Genomic DNA, 16,725 nt, shown 5'->3' with positions numbered 1-16,725 from the left:
AATTGACGGCAATGGCGGGGCCCGCAGTCGGGTACCACTTGGTGTGGGTAGCCGACATCCGTCAAGATCGGGTAGTGAAGCGCCGAACCGTTGTGCTCATGGCTGGTGGCATCGCCGCCGCCCTCGCCCTGGCCGGCTGGGTGTTCGCGCCGCGGATCTTCGAGTCCGGACCGCGACCAGCCTTCCAACTGCCGGTGGCCTGCGGCGAGGCATGGCTGCTCGGCACCTACCCCGGCCACGACGACTTCGACATCGACCTCTTCCCGGCCAGGGGACCAGCGTGGGGGCGGCCCGTGCTGGCCTCGTACGCGGGAACCGTGATCGAGGCCGGCATCAACGGCACGCTCGGCGCCCGTACCCAACAGAACCCGAAAGGTCCTCGAGGCAGCGGCGGCGGTTACTGGGTACGGCTCGACCATGGCGGCCGGTGGCAGACGCAATACCTGCACCTGCTGGAGCCACCGATGGTCGAGCAGGGGCAGCGCGTGCAGATCGGTCAGCAGATCGGCAAGGTCGGCAGCACCGGCCGGTCCGGCGCCGCGCACCTGCACTACGAGCAGAGGATCGGCCGGCAGAAGGTGGAGGCGTACTTCGCCGGCCGGCCATCGGGCATCACCACCGACGACCGCGAGTATGAGGTCCGGCACGTCAGCGAGAACTGCCCGGCGCCGAGCCCAGCTCGCAGCAACTCCGGCACGCGACTCCCCGGCAGCGGGTAGCCCATCTCCCTCATTCTCATGCCGATGACAGTGCACGCAGCAAGTCCCAGGCGGCTAAGCCTCGTACTTCGGCGTCGTCCTGAGTTGGTCGTATCCGGTGGCCGCCCATGCGGCGGCGACCAGTGGGCGGTGGAGGTCCGCACGTCGGACGCACACGCCGATGTTGAGTTCGCCGGGGCTGGAGGGTGCGGAGACGGTGTGCAGCCGATTCCGGGCGTTGCTGTGTCGCAGGACGAGGTCGGGAACGATGCCGTGACGCCTTGTCATCGCGGGCAACAATCGGACATGCCGATGACAGGATGGTGGCGTGGCTACCGATGAGACGACACTTCTTGACGGGGACATCGTGCTGCGCGAGTGGGCCGAAGCCGATCTACCGCAGATGATTCTGGTCTTCGACGACCCGGAGATCGCGTATCGAACACCGATTGCGAGCCCTTTCGACAATGCGGCTGCGAAGGCCTACCTGAGCAGCGTTCGTCAGGCGCGACAGGCCGGCACGCGACTCCACCTGGCGATCACGGTGGACGACCTACCGCGGGGCGAAGTCATGCTGAACCTCGCCACAGCCAGCATTGCCTACGTCGTCGGAGCCTCGTATCGAGGCCAGGGCCTGGGAAGACGTGCCGTTGCCCGGCTCGTCACGCATGCCTATGACGTCCTCGGCCTGCAGCGGACGTACCTCGAAATCGAAGCAGACAACGTCGGAAGTATTTCGGTCGCACGCTCAGCCGGATTCCGTCCCACCAATGAAGAACCCGAGTTCGTTGAGGACAAAGAGCGCAGATATGCCATACACCGCTGGACGAATCAGAGAACGCGGTAGATCCATGTAGTGCCACCAAGGCTCCGGAACCAGACAGGTGTCCGGCGGTTCAGTCAGAGCTACCCTCTGCCGTTCGGGGCGCAGGTTTACGAGGTTCTCCTGAGGATCGAGCCGGCGAAGAATGTGCGGATGTCGCGGACGAGGAGGTCGGGCGTCTCGTGTGCTGCGTAGTGGCCGCCCTGGTCGTAGGTGTTCCAGGACACGATGTTGGCGTGGTCGCGCTCCGCGTACGTCCGGATTGCTTGGAGGTCGTGCGGGAACTGGGCCAGGGCCAGGGGCACGGTGGTGGGGCCGGGGGGGGGGGCGGTGACTCCCGGCCGTGTTCGGCATAGATCCGCATCGCTGATGTGGCGGTACCGGTGAGCCAGTAGATCGTGACGTGGGTGAGCAGCGTCTCCCGATCGAGGCCGTGCAACACCTGGCCGTTCCACGCGAGCAGGCCGACGGGTGAGTCGGTGAGCGCGAATCCGAGTGTGTCCGGCCGCTGGGCGTGAACGTGGGCGTACGAGCCCGCATGGCGTTGAAGATGGCGAAGCCCGTCCAGTGCGGCTCGGTCGGCCGGCGTCATGTCTTCGTGGTCGGCCTCGACGGTTGGCGGGTAGGACAGCCACTCGCCGTCGGGGAACGAGAACAACTGTGTCACGTGCACGCCGACGACGGCGTCCGGAGCGGCCCGGCCCAGTTCCGGAGCGATGTGCGATCCCCAGTCGTTGCCGGCCGCGCCGTACCGCCGATAGCCGAGGCGATCCATCAGCGCTGCCCAGGCATGGGCGATACGGCGTGGACCCCAACCGGTGTCCGGGGTGGGACCGGACCACGCGAACCCCGGCAGGGACGGGATGACCAGATGGAACGCGACCTGCGGGTCGTGGCCGTATCGGCGCGGATCGGTCAACGCCTCGATCACGTCCAGGAACTCGACTACCGTTCCCGGCCAGCCGTGACTGAGGATCAGCGGCAGCGCCCCCGGCTCCGGCGACCGGACATGCAGGAAATGCACGTTGGTCCCGTCGATCGTGGTGTGGAACTGCGGATACCGGTTGAGTCGTGCCTGCCAGGTGCGCCAGTCGTAGGAGTCGCGCCAGTACTCCGAAAGCTCACGTATCCAGGCGCCGGAGACGCCGTACCGCCCGGCCTCACCCGCCAGAGCGGGCGCCCGGCGTGTCCTCGCCAACCGTTCGCGTAGGTCGGCGAGGTCGCCATCGGGAACATCGATGATGAAGGGGCGGATCTCCCGAGGATCGTGCATGTCGCTCACCTCTTGTGCTCCGCGCTCGCGTTCAGACCTGTCGGCCTAGCCATTCCAGGGCCGATTCAGCGTGGTTGACGATGGTGAAGTGGCTGTCGCCCGGGCAGAGCCGAAGCTCGGCCGTCGGGCAGTGCGCGGCCAGCCACGAGCCGTGACTGGCTGGGATGATCCGGTCCTCGGTCCCGTGCAGCAGCCGGACCGGGGCGCCGATGGCAGCGGGATCGCAACCCCAGGGCAGGGTGTACGAGACATCATCGTCGATCTGGCCGTACGGCCCGGCGTCGAGAGCGGGCCCTGCGACCTTTCCCAGCCAGCCCCACGACCCCTCGACCTGCGCGACACCGGACTGTCGGTGCCCGCAGGCAGCGTCACCCGGCTGCCGGCCAGCTACCGGCACACCGACTCCGGTTTGGTCCAACTCGAACCGGCCGCCGGTGGGTTCTACGCCGGGCACCCGCCGTTCGACGTGAGTCACGTCGAACTCGTCTCGACAGTGGCCGACTACACCCGCTTCGCCCGGATGCTGGCCGATGGCGGCCGGTTCGAAGGGCGGCAAATCGTGTCCGAGGAGCACCTGCGGCTGATGACCGGCGACCAGGTGCCGGCTGCCGCCAAGACATCGGACAGCTTCATCCCCGGCTTTTGGGATCGGACCGGCTGGGGCTTCGGCGTCGGTGTCGACACCGAGAGCGGGCGGCCGGCCGCTACGGGTGGTCCGGCGGACTGGGCACCAACTTCTTCGTCGAAGCCGCCACACCTGACGGCGGCGAGAACCTGAGGTCAGCACGATCAGCCGTGGCAACGTCTCCTCCGTGAATCGGAGAGCAACGATGGGATGCCTCGTTCAAGATCACCTACGGTGACACTGTGACATGTGCCGCGTTATCGGGCGTGGTGTGTCCCGATCATCTACATTGTGAGCGCAGCTCGCTTTTGCGGGCATATCCGTCCGTTACCGGAGAAAGGGACCCATTTTGAAGTCTCGCATTGTTGCCGCCGCCGTCCTCGGTGGACTCGTGGCCTTGACCGCCTCGGCCGCTCCCGCCCTGGCCGCCGCGCCCCGCACGTTCACCACCACGGTTTCCGGCACCTGCGACACCGGCACCGGCGAGTGGGTGGTCGACTGGGCCATCACCAACAACTCGGACACCAACGCCCTGACGATCCTCACCTCGTCGACCCCGTCCGATCACGCCCTGACCAGTCTCCCGTCGCCGGGCGCGGGCGCCACCGAGCACGCGATCCAGCGCATCCCCGGCGACAGCACGGGCGCCCACCTGCAGTACATCGCCGTGTGGACCGACTTCCCCGGCGGCAGCTACCAGAGCACCACCGACTTCACCGCGCCGTCGGTCTGCACCCAGGCCTGATCAACACCGGGTGCGGCGGCGGTCAGGCCCTCGCCGCCGCCGCACCCACCCGGCGCTCTGCTGAACGAAACAGTTTCGTTCAGAAGACAGCCAGCACGCCCCGCCGCACCCGCCCCGCAGTCGCGCAAACCGGCTCACCGCCGGACCCTTCGGCGAGAAACTCCAACTCCCCGGTCAGCGGCCGGCGATCGCCCGCACCGACGTCCCCGTCCGCGAGTCCCGGCGGATCGCCGCGAACAGGTCAACCTTCGACATCAACGGCATCGGCGGGCTCCCGTCCAGACCCGGCGATACTCCCACCGGCCCGAGTGGGTCCGAAACTCGCGACCATCGAATCCACCCGTCTCGGCGCCGTGAGTAGGCTGTTGCCGATGTCGCGATCGGCAGGGCCTGAGCCGGCCTCGAACGTACGGCTGTCGGTGTTGGATACCGCGCCGATCGTCCAGGGGTCGACGCCCAGGCAGGCGTTGCAGAACATGGTCGATCTGGCGACGTTGGCCGATGGGCTGGGGTATCACCGCTACTGGGTGCCCGAGCATCATGGCATGCGCGGCGTGGCGAGTTCCGCTCCCGCCGTTCTCGTCGGCCACCTGGCCGACGTCACGGCTCGTCTCCGGGTCGGCGCGGGCGGGGTGCTGCTGCCCAACCATGCCCCGATCGTGGTGGCCGAGCAGTTCGGCACGCTCGCCGCGCTCCATCCAGGACGTATCGATCTGGGCGTCGGCCGCGCGCCGGGCGGGCCCAGGGCCGTGGTGGAGACCGTCCGTTCCGAGGCGGAGCGGACCGCGAAGCCCTTTCGCCAGCAGTTGCAGGAGCTCCTGGCCCACCTCGAACCGGCTCAGGACGCGCCGTTCGCGGCGATCCCCGTGCTCGGCGGAAACGTGCCGTCAGTGTGGCTGCTCGGCTCTACGACCGCCAGCGCCGAACTGGCCGCGCAGTTCGGTCTGCCGTACGCGTTTGCCCACCATCTCAATTCGGCTTCGGCGGTGGATGCCACACGCCTCTACCGGCAGCGATTCCGTCCTTCACAGCACACGGCGACACCGACCACGCTGGTCAGCGTCTCCGTCATCGCGGCAGAGGACGATGAGCGCGCCGAATGGCTTGCCGGCTCTACCCGGTTGAAGGTGCTCAGTCGCGTACGGGGGAATCGGATTTTGTTGCCGAGCCCGCACGACGCCGCAGCCTATCCCTACACCGACGACGACCGCGTCGAGATCGCAGCCCGCGCCGGCGGTGTCCTCGTCGGTGGCCCGGAGACGCTGACCAAGCGCCTGCGAGAAGTGCTCGACGGCACCGGCACTGACGAGCTAATGGTGACCACACCGGTGTACCACCACGCGGATCGGCGGCTGTCCTATGAAGTGCTCGCGTCCATCTCCGACCGGCTCCGCCGCAGCCGCACGTGAGGGGTCCTGGATGCGTGCCGACGCGGTCGTCTCGTCCGTGACTTTGACGCGCAGCGGTCACTCTCCGTGCCTGTGGGCAACGCCATGGCCGGCGTCCAGCTATAGCCGATGTGAGTGCGCGAGGTGCCGGGTCATCGCAGAAGCACGGCGACAACCGCCTCCGACAGAACCGTTTGCGGGCCTGCCTGTTGACGCGATTGTGTGCCGGTCCCATGCGGCCTCTGGCATCATCGCGTCGATGACTGCGATCCGGAAACAGGTGCTTGGCGAGGTGTCCGACCGGATCCTCGCGCTGCGGCTGGATCACCCGATACGCGTGGGGATCGACGGCCACTCCGCGGCCGGCAAGACGACCCTGGCCGACGAACTGGCCGCCATCCTGCGTAGCAGGACGACGCGGCCCGTGCTCCGGGTCACGATTGATCACTTCAAACGGCATGTCGGCCTGCGTACGCAATATCCGCCCGGGTCGCCGGAGAGCTACTACTTCGAGATGTTCGACGTCGATGCCATCCGCGACGAGTTGCTGGTGCCGCTCGGTCCGGGTGGCAACCGCCGCTACCGGAGCCAGATCATGGACGTCAGCGGTCGTACGCCCATCGACTCCGGCGTCCAGGTGGCCCCGGACGACGCGATCCTGGTGGCGGACGGCGGGTTCCTGCAGAAGCCGGCCCTGTCACGACACTGGGACTTGCGCGTCTACCTCCACATTGACACGGCGGAGGTGCTGCGCCGCGGCACGATCCGCGATCAGGCGTGGATGGACTCGCCGGAGGCGGCGGCGGCGCGGTACCGCACGTACTACATCCCCGGCGAGGAGCTTTATCTGGCCGAGATCCGCCCGGCGGAACGAGCCGACATCGTCATCGACAACCGCGACTTCGAGGCACCCTGCATCGTGCATTAATTTCCCAACCAAGGTCATTAGTATTGACCGTGGGTGCTTGGCTGCGGATGATCGCTACACCGCGTGAGTGTCTCTCGTACGCGAGTGCGCTGTCATGCCGATGTGAGTGCCTTGATTGATCAGATCGTGCGCGGCGCTTGATGCGGCCTGCTTACTCTCATGCCGCGAGCAGTGTGTTTCGCCGGAGGCGTGCGACCGCAGAAGACACCCTGGTGATGGTGGTGCGGCGCGGGCGGGCGCCGCGGGAAGAGGCTGTCGGTGGGGTGATACTGGGCGGGTGGCAGCGACGTATCGCCCGGTCCGGGTTCGTATCATCGGCCACGCGTGAGGTAGACGATGACCGATCTGACCCGCCTGACGGCCACTGAACTGATCGCCGCGTACCGGGACGGTAGCGTGTCCCCGGTTGAGGTGACCCGGGCCACGCTGGCCGCGATCGATGCCGGCAACGACGACGTCAACGCCTTCGTCCTGGTCGATGCCGACGGTGCGGTGGCTGCCGCCGTGCGGTCCGAGGCCCGTTGGCGTAGCGGCAGCGTTCTCGGGCCGGGTGACGGCATACCGACCTCGATCAAGGACCTCCTGTACTGCCGTGGATGGCCGACGCTGCGCGGCACAAACCTGATCGATGAGCGCGGGTTATGGACCGAGGACGCCCCGGCGGTGGCCCGGCTCCGGGAAACAGGGGCTGTCCTGCTGGGCAAGACCACCACGCCGGAGTTCGGCTGGAAGGGCGTCACCGACTCGCTGCGCCACGGCCCCACCGGCAATCCATGGGATGCCGCGCTGACTTGCGGTGGATCGAGCGGGGGCAGCGCGGCGGCGGTCGGGCTCGGCATGGGTGCGTGGTCGGTCGGCACCGACGGCGGTGGATCACTACGCATTCCCGCCGCGTTCACCGGTACGGTCACGATCAAGCCGACGTACGGGCTGGTCCCGGTATGGCCCGCGAGCCCATTCGGGACCCTCTCGCACGCCGGCCCGATCACCCGCTGCGTCGCCGATGCCGCTTTGATGCTCGACATCCTCACCGGCTTTGACTCGAGGGACTGGTCGGCGTTGCCCACCCCGACCGCGTCGTTCCTGGACGGACTGGACGACGGCGTGCGCGGCGTGCGCATCGCGTTCTCACCGGATCTGGGCTACGCGCGCAACGATCCACAGGTCGAGGCCGCAGTGCGGGCCGCTGCCGCGGTCCTGGCCGATGCCGGTGCGCACGTCGAGCAGGCCGATCCCGGTTTCGCGGATCCGGTCGAGGCCTTCCATGTGCTGTGGTTCGCGGGCGCAGCCAAGGTCCTTGAGGCCTACGGAACGGACGCCCTGCGGCGCGTAGATCCCGGCCTGCGCCGCGGCGTGGAACGGGCTGCTGGCGTCAGTACCGCGGACTATCTAGAGGCGACCGCGCTACGGGCGGATCTCGGCGTACGGATGGGCCGCTTCCACCAGTCCTACGATCTGCTGCTCACACCGACCCTGCCGATCACCGCGTTCCCGAAAGGTAGGGACGTCCCACACGGTTGGCATTCGGTGGACTGGACCAGTTGGACTCCCTATACCTACCCGTTCAACATGACCCAGCAGCCGGCCGCGAGCGTGCCCTGCGGATTCACTTCCGGCGGCCTTCCAACCGGCTTACAGATCGTCGGCCCTCGCCACGCCGACGCACTCGTACTCAGAGCCGCTCGCGCCTACGAACGGGCCACCGACTGGACCCGCACCCGGCCACCACTGCCCCGCGGCTGACAACCCGCCACCTGAGCGCGAACCTTGTACCACCCGGCCAGCACCAGCAGCCCGGCACCTCATCACACAGCGCTACGGCGAACCAGCAGGAATCCGCGCACGGACATGCCGATGAGCGGATGCTCGAGCCGCAGCTGTCGTGCTGAGGTAGCTGGCGCTTAACGATGCGGGTTCGCGACGGTTACGCTGTTGTCGCGACCCGGACGGATGGGTCTGGTTACGAACAAATCGAACTAGGATCGGCGCAATGCCGGATCCTGATAACTGCCCCGAGTTTCATTGGAATCCCATGGCGGCCGGCGCATCCCATTCTCAGTTCGCAGGAACCCTGGCCGCAATCGTTCTGACGGCAATGGTCGTGCTCCTCAGCACGCAACGCCGACACGCGAATCAAACGTACGCCCTGCCCTTGTTTCTGACGTCACTCTTCTCCCTGACGTTCACCGCGTACGCGTTCTCACTTGTCGCGGGAATCCAGGACTGCCGCCAGGCTTGGACACTCCTGATGGCCGCCAGCGCGGGACTGGGCGTCGGAATTCTCGGGGTATTCGGTGGACTCTCGTGGCTAATCATCTCCGACGGAGACACCGAGACCATGGCCTACGATTTCACGATCAAGATAGCGTTCGTTGTCGCGGCAATGGCGGTCACAGACGTCGCAGGAACTGCTCGGAATCTTCTCCACATTCTGTTTCGCACTGTTCAATATTCTACCGTGATCGCGGTGCACGCCGCTTACGTGGCCGCCGTCATGGCCGCGTTTTTCGCCGTGGGGCGAAACCGGCGGAAAGGGTGTCGCAACTATCCAAGAGCCGTCAGGCGCGCCGCCGGCTCGACGCTTGGATGCGCGTTAGCCGCAGGACTGATCCTAGAGGTGACCCTGGCCACCGAGCGCTGGAACGACTCCACCACCTGGATCAGCGTTTGCGCATCTTTTCTCGGCATCGCCATAGTCCCGGTCGCGGCAGTCGCTCACCTCTGCGCCCTTCCGACGCGAAGCGACCGTGTGGCCGTACTAGGTCGGCTCGCCTCGCGCGGAATCCCCCCTCAAAAAAAGGGAACCGACGTCAGCGACCATGGCAACACAAAGCGGACACGCAGAAAGAACCGGAACCAAACTCGTTGATACGCTCACGAGAACAACGAGCTCTCAAGGATCCTTTTTCGCTCCTGAAGACGGAACCACCTTCAAAACGACATCGTTCAGAGCGCGGTTGTCCCCGGCCACACCCACTGCCCGCTCCATCGTACTCAGTTCGAGATCGAGGCAGCGCGATGGCCGGACACAGGACCAGGCCCGCCTACATCTTGCAATCCTTCGAGATCCCCGAATTGGGCTCCAACAGCCTTTCGGTGGCGGAAAGGCGCATCCTCTTCTGCCGCCGGTCGTATACGACGGCCGTTCAGCGTCGTCACAGTGAGCGAGTCCGATCCGACCCTTTTGCTCAGACGTGCATCGGATGCGCCTGCCACCAGGTACAACGTCAGCTCCACGGTGGACTGCGTTAGGTACTACACGACTACCAGAGTCAGCACCACGGCGGAGTAGATCGCTGTCGAGGCCCAGAAACGTGTGCGGACGGCTGTGGCTGTACCCGCTCCGCGAACAGCTCACCGCACAAGTCCTGGCCGCCTACACCGGCGTGGCCGCCGCCAGCCCACCCGCCGAGGCCGTCGCACTGCTGAGCGCGGCGATCACCGTCGGCCCTACAACGATCATGTCCACCAGCCCGCCATGCAGAAACTGCACGACACCGGCGATCACACCGCAGCAACCAGGTCGCACACCGCGTACCTCGAGCGTGTCGCCGCGGCAGGGCTCCAGCCGCCACCGCCCACCGGCTGACCCGGTCGCCGCAGAACACCGGAGAGCGCAGCGCCAACCGGTGCCGGTGCCGGTGCCGGTGCCGCGTCGTGCGTTACCGAAGGCGGCACTCGCCGCGCCGGTGCTACCTGCCGTCGGCCTTCAGAGTGGCTTGCTCGGCCAGCGACGCGATGCAGACGCACGGCACGCGCCCGCAGCTCATCAGGATACTTCTTCGCTGCCGCCACGGATACTTCCTCACCATGATCAGTCGATCATGCTTGAGAAGCTCCCTCGAGGTGGGGCTGACTCACTCACGGGACGTCGATTCGGCCGAGCAGCCGAAGTCAATGGCGTGTTTGTTCACTCACTCTGTGTGCGGCAAGCTCTTGACACGTTCCAGTGCGGATAGGCAATGATCGATCAGAAGACGGCGTCCACTGTGGTCATCGGGACCCGTGGCGCCATCGCGACCTAAGGAGATCTACGTTGACGCTCGTGCTCCGAGCGCGCATCGCAAGATGCCTGCGATCCGGCACCGCTCACGCGCCGATCCGCGGGAGAACCCGAAAAGATCCCCTGCTACAGGGCCGATGGCGTTGGGTGATCGGCATACCGTCCGTTGCCGCGCTCGCCGCCGGCCTTCTGGCCATCCCGGCGGCACCAGCGATGGCTGCGTATCTGGCGCCGACCGCTGTCGGGGCCGGCGCCGCCACCGACAACAGGGTATGGACCGCGGTCGGCACCGCAGCTGGATCGTTGGTGCGGGCACGCGTGTACGTCGCAGGACTTCCCGGGGCGCTAGTCGACAACCAACGGTGGCAGTGGGAAAGGGTCGCGTCCAACGCCACCGCGGGAATCACCTTCCGCATCCGCAATGTCGCCAGCAGCCGGTGCCTCGACCAGACGAGCGCCGGGCTCGTCATCAACAACTGCGGAACCGCGGCGACCCAGCGGTGGCGTGCTCCACTCACTGACCCAAATGGCGGATGGACGCTGATCAACCAGGGAAACTCGCAATGCCTGGCAGCCAACAGCGTCGACGCCGGTGCGATCATGAAGACCGCCGCGTGCGACCGAAGCGCACTGCAGCGCTGGCGGCTGCGTCCAGCGTCGCTGGACTGCACCATCCGCAGTCGGGATTGGACCATGACCGAGGTCTGTGCGCTGCAGAGTGCGGAGCGAATGAGGGGTGTCACGAGTAATTGGCGGCACTATCCTCTGAGTATGCCGTGGGTAGATCCCGAGGACTACGTACTCACCCATACCGTCAAGAGTTACGTACAGACACGGCCGTTGACGCCGTCAGGCGGGCAGGGGCAGACGGGCGTGGAGTTCGGTTTGCAGGCGGATCGCAGCATCCAGCCGTCCGGTACGGTCTCGTACAAGGCGTATTGGCTTGAGTGGAATACCACCACTGAGCAGGTGCATCCGCTCAGCACCGTGATAGCCCCGCGGTCGAATACTGCCGATGGCCGCAACCACACGTTCATGATGCTTGGCAACGGCGACGCCGGCCAGTGGGACCTGCTGTACGACTTCGATACCGTGGCCGAGACGACGCTGCAGGCGGGCGGTACCACTCGCCTGTCTCGCACGGGGATGGCCATTCGCTATCCGCATGCGGTCACGGCAGAGCAGTCGTTCGGTTTTCGGATGCAGGTGATGAATAGTGGCGAGGTCTGGCGTCTGCCCTACCTGACGGAGACGGGCCTGGCTGAACCGAAGAAGTGCGACTCGCCTCCCCGGTACGAGGATTGGGGCTACGACACTGTCAACCTTCCACCGAACTGCATGACGTCGTCCTACAAGGCCCTCTCAGGTGAAAATGCCACGGACCCCGCAGTACTTGATTCGTTCGGGGTTGGTAAACCGGCCACGGCCATGGCGGAACCGGCTGGCCCATTGCCGCCGTCCCTCGCCGAAGCCGCTCCTGCCACCTACAACGGCGTTGACCAGAAGGCGCTGGCCACTTGCCTGGAGACAGACGCCAGCCAGTGCCTCAGCACGGTGCCCGGCCTTGCCGGTTGTGTCGCCGCCCGCCTGCGTTGCAACGTCACCGCCCCGGCCGGCGCGGTGACCGCCCCGCCGGGAGCCGCCCTGACAGCAAACCAGGCGCTTGAAGAAGCACGCCGCATCTTCTCGGTCCTGAAACCGGCCACGGCTAAGGTGACCACCCGCCGCGGCGCTGATGCCAAGTCAGCGGCACCGGGTACACACGGCGGCCCTGTACATGTCGTGACCTCGGACGCGCTCGTGCGGTCGACCGCCGCGTCGAACCCGGCCGTCTATCGCGGCTATCGAGCCGTCTTCGACGTGCAGACCGGTCGCATGACCTACGCCTGCCTCGGCGTCGGATGCAAGGAGGCGGTATGAGACCGGCCACGTGGACCGCTCGTCCAGAAAGGAAAGTGCTGATGCGCATGCGAAGTGTCGGTTTGGCTGGGGCCTTGCTCCTTGCCTTTCTCCCGGCGGCATCAGCCAATGCGTCACCAGACGATTCGCCTTCAGCACCGCACGCCTTTGTGGAGCACGGCATCAGGGGCAAGCCGCTGACGTTCTCGTCGCCCGACCCGAACGCGTTTGTCGAGAAGGGATGGCGGAAAGCGCCGGCCACGCTGCCGCCAGGCGGAGTTCTGCTGGGGCGCCCCGCCGCGGCAGATGATCCTGACGAACCTCCCCCGCCGCCCACTAAGGAGCAGTGCCTCAATAGGCCGGAGGCCGAGGTCACCCCTCCCGAACCGGGCGACGAGAACGACACTCTGGCGGGCTGGTACAAGGATCGTTACGGCTGGTGTGCCTGGGGCACGATGAAGGCCGAAGGTAAAGACGCCGAGACTGGCCTGGAAGTCGCCGAGTTCACAGTGCGGTTCGTAATTATCGGATACGGCAACAACGGTGCACGCCAGTTCGACTACAACGTCTACCTCGATCGCTTTGACTACGTCGGCCCTATCAAATGGGATCTGGCGACCATGTCGGTGAGGATATCCGGATGCAACGAGACAACCATGGACTGCCCGACAACGCGTCATGGCACCCTCCCGGCGTGGCAAGCCGCTCCGAACGCCGCCTTCACTGTCACTTCGCCAGAGGTCAGCGGCGGGGGTGAGCAAATCCTGAGCGGAGACCTTCAGGTGGCAATCGACTTTGCTACTCCGGCAGAGCCTGAATGGGTGTGGGGGGCGCCCAACGGTGTGACCGTTGCGCACACACCGATCCGCTACGACTCGGCGACGTATGTTGGACGGGCGCGCGGTGCGATCTTCCCGGCGTATCGGCTGACGTTCGTCGTCGACAGCATCGCCGATAACCAGGACGAGAGCGCTCTGCATATCAAGCAGGCGTTCGAACGGCCGCAGCTGACCTGGCCGAGCTGGCAAGGTAAAACCGTGCCGGGGAGAACTGAGCCGCTGACACGCATGTACAATCCGGCCGCGAACTCAAGCAACCGAAATAAGTCAGAAAATATGTGCAGAAAGATATACGGCGATTGGGACTCGAACCTTGACAATTGTGATGAGTTTCCATTCGCGTCCACCTACGAGGGCTCAAAGACAGGGCCGGACAAATATGGGTGGGGCGAACGGTACTCAGTTCGGCTGATCGATAAGACAGATAATCAATACGTTGGCAGGCAGATGCTAGAAACGGAGTTCTACCGCCCTTTGAGGGTGCTCGACGGCGACCCGTTCTACGTCGCAGTACGTTAATAGTCACAAGACTGCGGAAAAGGCCGCTCAGCGTTCGCATTGACAACCTTACGCTGGCCGGGCTTTAGCTAGTCCTCGTCGTCGTCTGGCCAGCTGGGTTCGCTGGAGATCTGCCACAAGCTGATCCGATATCGTTCGATACCGACCTGGGCTTCGGCGACCGCGTAGATGTCATCTGGCTCGACGGCAGCGTCGCGGAGTTCCCGAACGCGACGGCGGCCATAGCCGGCGACGCGTACACCGTAGGTGCCCGGACCCGGTGGAAGGGGCAGGCCGACCTGGAAGTCCCCGTCGACAGACTCAGGAATGCTGACCTGGCCGCCGGGCAGCTCCAGTTGGCCCTCCCTCAGCAGTTCGGCGGAATCGTCTGTCGGCGGCGCGGCTTGAACGACCTCCACCTGCACCCCGAGCGGCGCCAGGTCGGTCGCCGACTCCACCAAGAGAGCATTCGTAGACCAGCCCACCGCATCTTTGCTGATGGCTGACGTTGCCTCGGCGTAGTTCGAGATCTCCTCGCAAGTCGGGTCGTGCAGCCCGAACAAGCAATGATTGGCATAGACCGTGGTGGCCCATGCCGCGGTGGTATCCGTCATAGCCATCCGTCCTCTTGGGTGAGCGTGCGGCAGTCATCTGCTCAACACTGGTGACCTTCGAAGCCAATCAGCGCAAGCCAACGACCAAGTATCTCGTGCCTATTGCTTTGATCACAAAGGGTCGGGGTGTTGGTCGGCGGTGAGTACGACGCTGGCGTGGCCATATCGGGCTCGTGAGAAGACCACCGGCCTGCCGCACCGCCAACATTGTGGTGCCATCCCGCCTCTGTCGCCCACCGCCCGATCTTCACATGTGCTCATGCCAGCCGGGAACGACACGCTCATCTGCCGCAGACAATGCGCGTTGCGGGACGGCTCGTGGTCAGGGTCGTCACCTAGGAGGGCTGGTCTGGTGACGGTCGACGCCATCCCACCACTGCATGAGGATCCGGGCGAGCGCGTCGCGGTGGGTCCAGATCATCGTGTGGCCGGCCTCGGCGATCGTAGCGGTCTGAGCTGCGTCTATGGCTTGCGCCAGCATCGTGGCGTGGTGCGCGGGTACGGCGAGGTCGCGCCCGCCGGACACGACGAGTGCGGGAACGTGTAGCTGGTGCAGCCAAGGCCTGCTGTCGAAGCGGGAAAGTTCGGCTGCTGCTCGGGCCATCTGCGTGGTGGCGTTTGTCGCGAGCATGTCTTGAAGCCATGCGACCTGATCGGGTGCCAGGGGCGGGCCTCCGCCGGTACCGGGGCGGGCCACTATCCGGGCGAACCGCCGCATGCCGAGCAGGCGGACCATGTGCGGTGCCAGCCACCCTTCGACCTGCTCGCGGCGTGTTGTGGTGTTGTAGGCGTACGTCGCCACCAGGGCCAGTGAGCGAACCAGGTGGCCGGCGTCGCGGGCGAGGTGCTGGGCGACCGTGCCGCCATGCGAATAGCCCATCACGTGGGCGTCATGGACTCCGCGAGCCTCGAGCGCCGCGCCGACGCGGGCGGACATCGCCTCGACCGTGTAGGGGCCTGGCACGGTCCCGCTGCCGCCGTGACCAGGCAGGTCGGGAATGACCAACCGGAATCGGCTCGTCAGCGGTTCGGACAACCAGCGGAACATTTCCCCGGTCGCCATCAGCCCGTGCAGCAGCACGACCACGGGCCCGTCGCCTCGCTCGGTGATGTGCAGACCCTCTGTGGTCATGCGAGCCTCCGCGAGATGGCAATCGCTGTCTGATCCGGACGGCTCCATGATCCCAGGGAAAATCGTGGGAGAGGAATGACCCGCATCCGCGGCCTCGGACGAAGGGGCTGGCTGCCGGCGTTCCGCCACGTGACCTTGTTCAAGACCGCGTACGCCTGCGGGCTGCGCCGCAACGAGACCCGGATTCCTGCCTGTTGGGCGTACGTCAGTGAACAGCGCGTGGCAAGCCCATCGGATTGGGGTAAGGCACGACTGCACCGGCGGCGTCGGCCAGCGGGTTCAGCAGGTCTGACAGTCGGATCTGATCGGCTGAGCTGAGCGTGGTCCAGGGTTGGGCGGCGAGCTGATCGGTGTGCCTTTCAACGGCTCGGTGTGCGGCCTGGGCCGTCGCGGTGGGTCGGCCGTCATGGTCGAGCCAGCCGCGCTGCGTCAAGGCCCGGGCTGCGGCGTCCCACTCGCTGTCGGTCCAGCCCCGGTTCGGTTGCAGTTGTTCCCTGTCGCCATGCAGCGCATTGCGTAGGACCAGCGCTTGACAGCCCGTGATCTCGGCGGCCACCAAAGCGGCGATGTGCCCGTCGCCGCGGTGTTCACGCAACACGGTGGCGGCGCGCCAAAGCCGGGCGAGTACGTCACTCGGCTGGGGGAGAGCCGCGTTGGCCGCGCCGAGCGCTCGGCCGTCGGTCACGGCTGCCCGAGCCGCGACCTCCAACAGCTCGGCGGCTTCCGCCCATCGCTGCGGCTCGGATGGCAGGACGTCCCGCAACGCGTCCACCGCACCATGGAGGCGGGCAGCCAGGGCTTGTTCCGGGGAGACACGCTGCCACACCTCGGGTAAGGCTCGAGCCACCATGGCGGGTGCGAAGGAGTAGAACAGGGCAGTCACCGGTGCGGCCGCCACTGCGCCCAGCGGAGCTGCTCGCCCGGCGAAGTATCCGCGCCAGAAGCCCCGCAGTCCGACGCCTTCGAAGGCGATCCGGGCCTGAGGTGCGAAGTAGGTGACCGCATGCAAGGGCTCATACAGTTGCCACAGGTGCCGAACCAACGACATATCGGCAATCTTTGCGCAGTTCCCGCTGCCGGCGAACACCCAATTTCTCCAACGCGGCTCGCCATCTTCGGTCATCGGGTCCAGTACCAAGCCGGCACCTGCCGTGCACTGATCTGTCGTTGCGACACGAGGTCGCACTTTGCGAGTGGACTCGCAGTTAGGAGGGTCGACATGGTGTCGGCTGTGTAGTTCCGGGCGCGTGCTCGATGCCT

At 66.0% G+C, this 16,725-nt stretch carries 15 protein-coding genes; 10 read left to right on the top strand and 5 right to left on the bottom strand.

Annotated elements, in window-relative coordinates; translation table 11 throughout:
* The first annotated feature begins 98 nt into the window (after positions 1-98).
* Both AB0O15_RS38600 and AB0O15_RS38595 read left to right on the top strand, forming a co-directional pair.
* Entirely contained in the window at positions 99-719 is a 621-nt protein-coding gene (locus AB0O15_RS38600; protein WP_364329824.1) for a M23 family metallopeptidase, read from the top strand.
* Between the two features lie 307 nt (positions 720-1,026).
* Entirely contained in the window at positions 1,027-1,545 is a 519-nt protein-coding gene (locus AB0O15_RS38595; protein WP_364329821.1) for a GNAT family N-acetyltransferase, read from the top strand.
* A gap of 49 nt (positions 1,546-1,594) precedes the next feature.
* On the opposite strand, the gene AB0O15_RS38590 is transcribed toward AB0O15_RS38595, so the two are convergent.
* A complete protein-coding gene (locus AB0O15_RS38590) occupies positions 1,595-2,794 on the bottom strand; it encodes an epoxide hydrolase family protein (RefSeq protein WP_364329818.1) in 1,200 nt (399 codons plus the stop codon).
* Between the two features lie 151 nt (positions 2,795-2,945).
* On the opposite strand from AB0O15_RS38590, the gene AB0O15_RS38585 reads away from it, so the two are divergent.
* The 6 genes from AB0O15_RS38585 to AB0O15_RS38560 all read left to right on the top strand — a co-directional run bounded on the left by AB0O15_RS38585 (position 2,946) and on the right by AB0O15_RS38560 (position 9,349).
* A complete protein-coding gene (locus AB0O15_RS38585; RefSeq protein WP_364329815.1) occupies positions 2,946-3,572 on the top strand; it encodes a hypothetical protein in 627 nt (208 codons plus the stop codon).
* Positions 3,573-3,768: 196 nt separating this feature from the next.
* A complete protein-coding gene (locus AB0O15_RS38580) occupies positions 3,769-4,164 on the top strand; it encodes a hypothetical protein (protein WP_364329812.1) in 396 nt (131 codons plus the stop codon).
* A gap of 371 nt (positions 4,165-4,535) precedes the next feature.
* Entirely contained in the window at positions 4,536-5,573 is a 1,038-nt protein-coding gene (locus AB0O15_RS38575; RefSeq protein ID WP_364329809.1) for an LLM class flavin-dependent oxidoreductase, read from the top strand.
* Between the two features lie 238 nt (positions 5,574-5,811).
* The gene (locus tag AB0O15_RS38570) at positions 5,812-6,480 is read left to right on the top strand and encodes a uridylate kinase (protein WP_364329806.1); all 669 of its coding nucleotides are present in this window, start codon (positions 5,812-5,814) and stop codon (positions 6,478-6,480) included.
* Between the two features lie 336 nt (positions 6,481-6,816).
* On the top strand, positions 6,817-8,223 hold the full coding sequence (locus AB0O15_RS38565; protein WP_364329803.1) for an amidase: 1,407 nt from the start codon (positions 6,817-6,819) through the stop codon (positions 8,221-8,223).
* A 247-nt stretch (positions 8,224-8,470) separates the two neighbouring features.
* Positions 8,471-9,349 (top strand): hypothetical protein, encoded by an 879-nt coding sequence (locus AB0O15_RS38560; RefSeq protein ID WP_364329800.1) that lies wholly within the window; start codon positions 8,471-8,473, stop codon positions 9,347-9,349.
* 507 nt (positions 9,350-9,856) lie between these two features.
* Here the strand turns inward: AB0O15_RS38560 and AB0O15_RS38555 are convergent.
* On the bottom strand, positions 9,857-9,988 hold the full coding sequence (locus tag AB0O15_RS38555) for a hypothetical protein (protein ID WP_364329797.1): 132 nt from the start codon (positions 9,986-9,988) through the stop codon (positions 9,857-9,859).
* A 537-nt stretch (positions 9,989-10,525) separates the two neighbouring features.
* Here AB0O15_RS38555 and AB0O15_RS38550 point away from each other — a divergent pair.
* Both AB0O15_RS38550 and AB0O15_RS38545 read left to right on the top strand, forming a co-directional pair.
* Entirely contained in the window at positions 10,526-12,403 is a 1,878-nt protein-coding gene (locus AB0O15_RS38550; RefSeq protein ID WP_364330125.1) for an RICIN domain-containing protein, read from the top strand.
* Positions 12,400-13,740, top strand: a complete 1,341-nt coding sequence (locus AB0O15_RS38545; protein ID WP_364329795.1) for a NucA/NucB deoxyribonuclease domain-containing protein — start codon at positions 12,400-12,402, stop codon at positions 13,738-13,740. Before AB0O15_RS38550 ends, AB0O15_RS38545 begins: the two co-directional genes overlap by 4 nt.
* A gap of 68 nt (positions 13,741-13,808) precedes the next feature.
* On the opposite strand, the gene AB0O15_RS38540 is transcribed toward AB0O15_RS38545, so the two are convergent.
* The 3 genes from AB0O15_RS38540 to AB0O15_RS38530 form a co-directional block, all read right to left on the bottom strand.
* Complete coding sequence (locus AB0O15_RS38540; protein WP_364329792.1) at positions 13,809-14,333, bottom strand: hypothetical protein; 525 nt, start codon at positions 14,331-14,333, stop codon at positions 13,809-13,811.
* A gap of 331 nt (positions 14,334-14,664) precedes the next feature.
* Complete coding sequence (locus AB0O15_RS38535) at positions 14,665-15,465, bottom strand: alpha/beta hydrolase (RefSeq protein WP_364329789.1); 801 nt, start codon at positions 15,463-15,465, stop codon at positions 14,665-14,667.
* A gap of 205 nt (positions 15,466-15,670) precedes the next feature.
* Positions 15,671-16,513, bottom strand: a complete 843-nt coding sequence (locus AB0O15_RS38530; protein WP_364330122.1) for a hypothetical protein — start codon at positions 16,511-16,513, stop codon at positions 15,671-15,673.
* Positions 16,514-16,725 lie beyond the last annotated feature (212 nt).

The organism is Actinoplanes sp. NPDC089786 (assembly GCF_040684855.1).
Taxonomy (GTDB): domain Bacteria; phylum Actinomycetota; class Actinomycetes; order Mycobacteriales; family Micromonosporaceae; genus Actinoplanes.
This window is presented reverse-complemented; position numbering and strand designations above follow the sequence as displayed.

Bases quoted from the DNA above. Each gene is read 5' to 3' on its own strand.
- AB0O15_RS38575 (WP_364329809.1), top strand. From the start codon at position 4,536: ATGTCGCGATCGGCAGGGCCTGAGCCGGCCTCGAACGTACGGCTGTCG.
- AB0O15_RS38590 (WP_364329818.1), bottom strand. From the start codon at position 2,794: ATGCACGATCCTCGGGAGATCCGCCCCTTCATCATCGATGTTCCCGAT.
- AB0O15_RS38560 (WP_364329800.1), top strand. From the start codon at position 8,471: ATGCCGGATCCTGATAACTGCCCCGAGTTTCATTGGAATCCCATGGCG.
- AB0O15_RS38535 (WP_364329789.1), bottom strand. From the start codon at position 15,465: ATGACCACAGAGGGTCTGCACATCACCGAGCGAGGCGACGGGCCCGTG.
- AB0O15_RS38565 (WP_364329803.1), top strand. From the start codon at position 6,817: ATGACCGATCTGACCCGCCTGACGGCCACTGAACTGATCGCCGCGTAC.
- AB0O15_RS38570 (WP_364329806.1), top strand. From the start codon at position 5,812: ATGACTGCGATCCGGAAACAGGTGCTTGGCGAGGTGTCCGACCGGATC.
- AB0O15_RS38600 (WP_364329824.1), top strand. From the start codon at position 99: ATGGCTGGTGGCATCGCCGCCGCCCTCGCCCTGGCCGGCTGGGTGTTC.
- AB0O15_RS38540 (WP_364329792.1), bottom strand. From the start codon at position 14,333: ATGACGGATACCACCGCGGCATGGGCCACCACGGTCTATGCCAATCAT.
- AB0O15_RS38530 (WP_364330122.1), bottom strand. From the start codon at position 16,513: ATGTCGTTGGTTCGGCACCTGTGGCAACTGTATGAGCCCTTGCATGCG.
- AB0O15_RS38545 (WP_364329795.1), top strand. From the start codon at position 12,400: ATGAGACCGGCCACGTGGACCGCTCGTCCAGAAAGGAAAGTGCTGATG.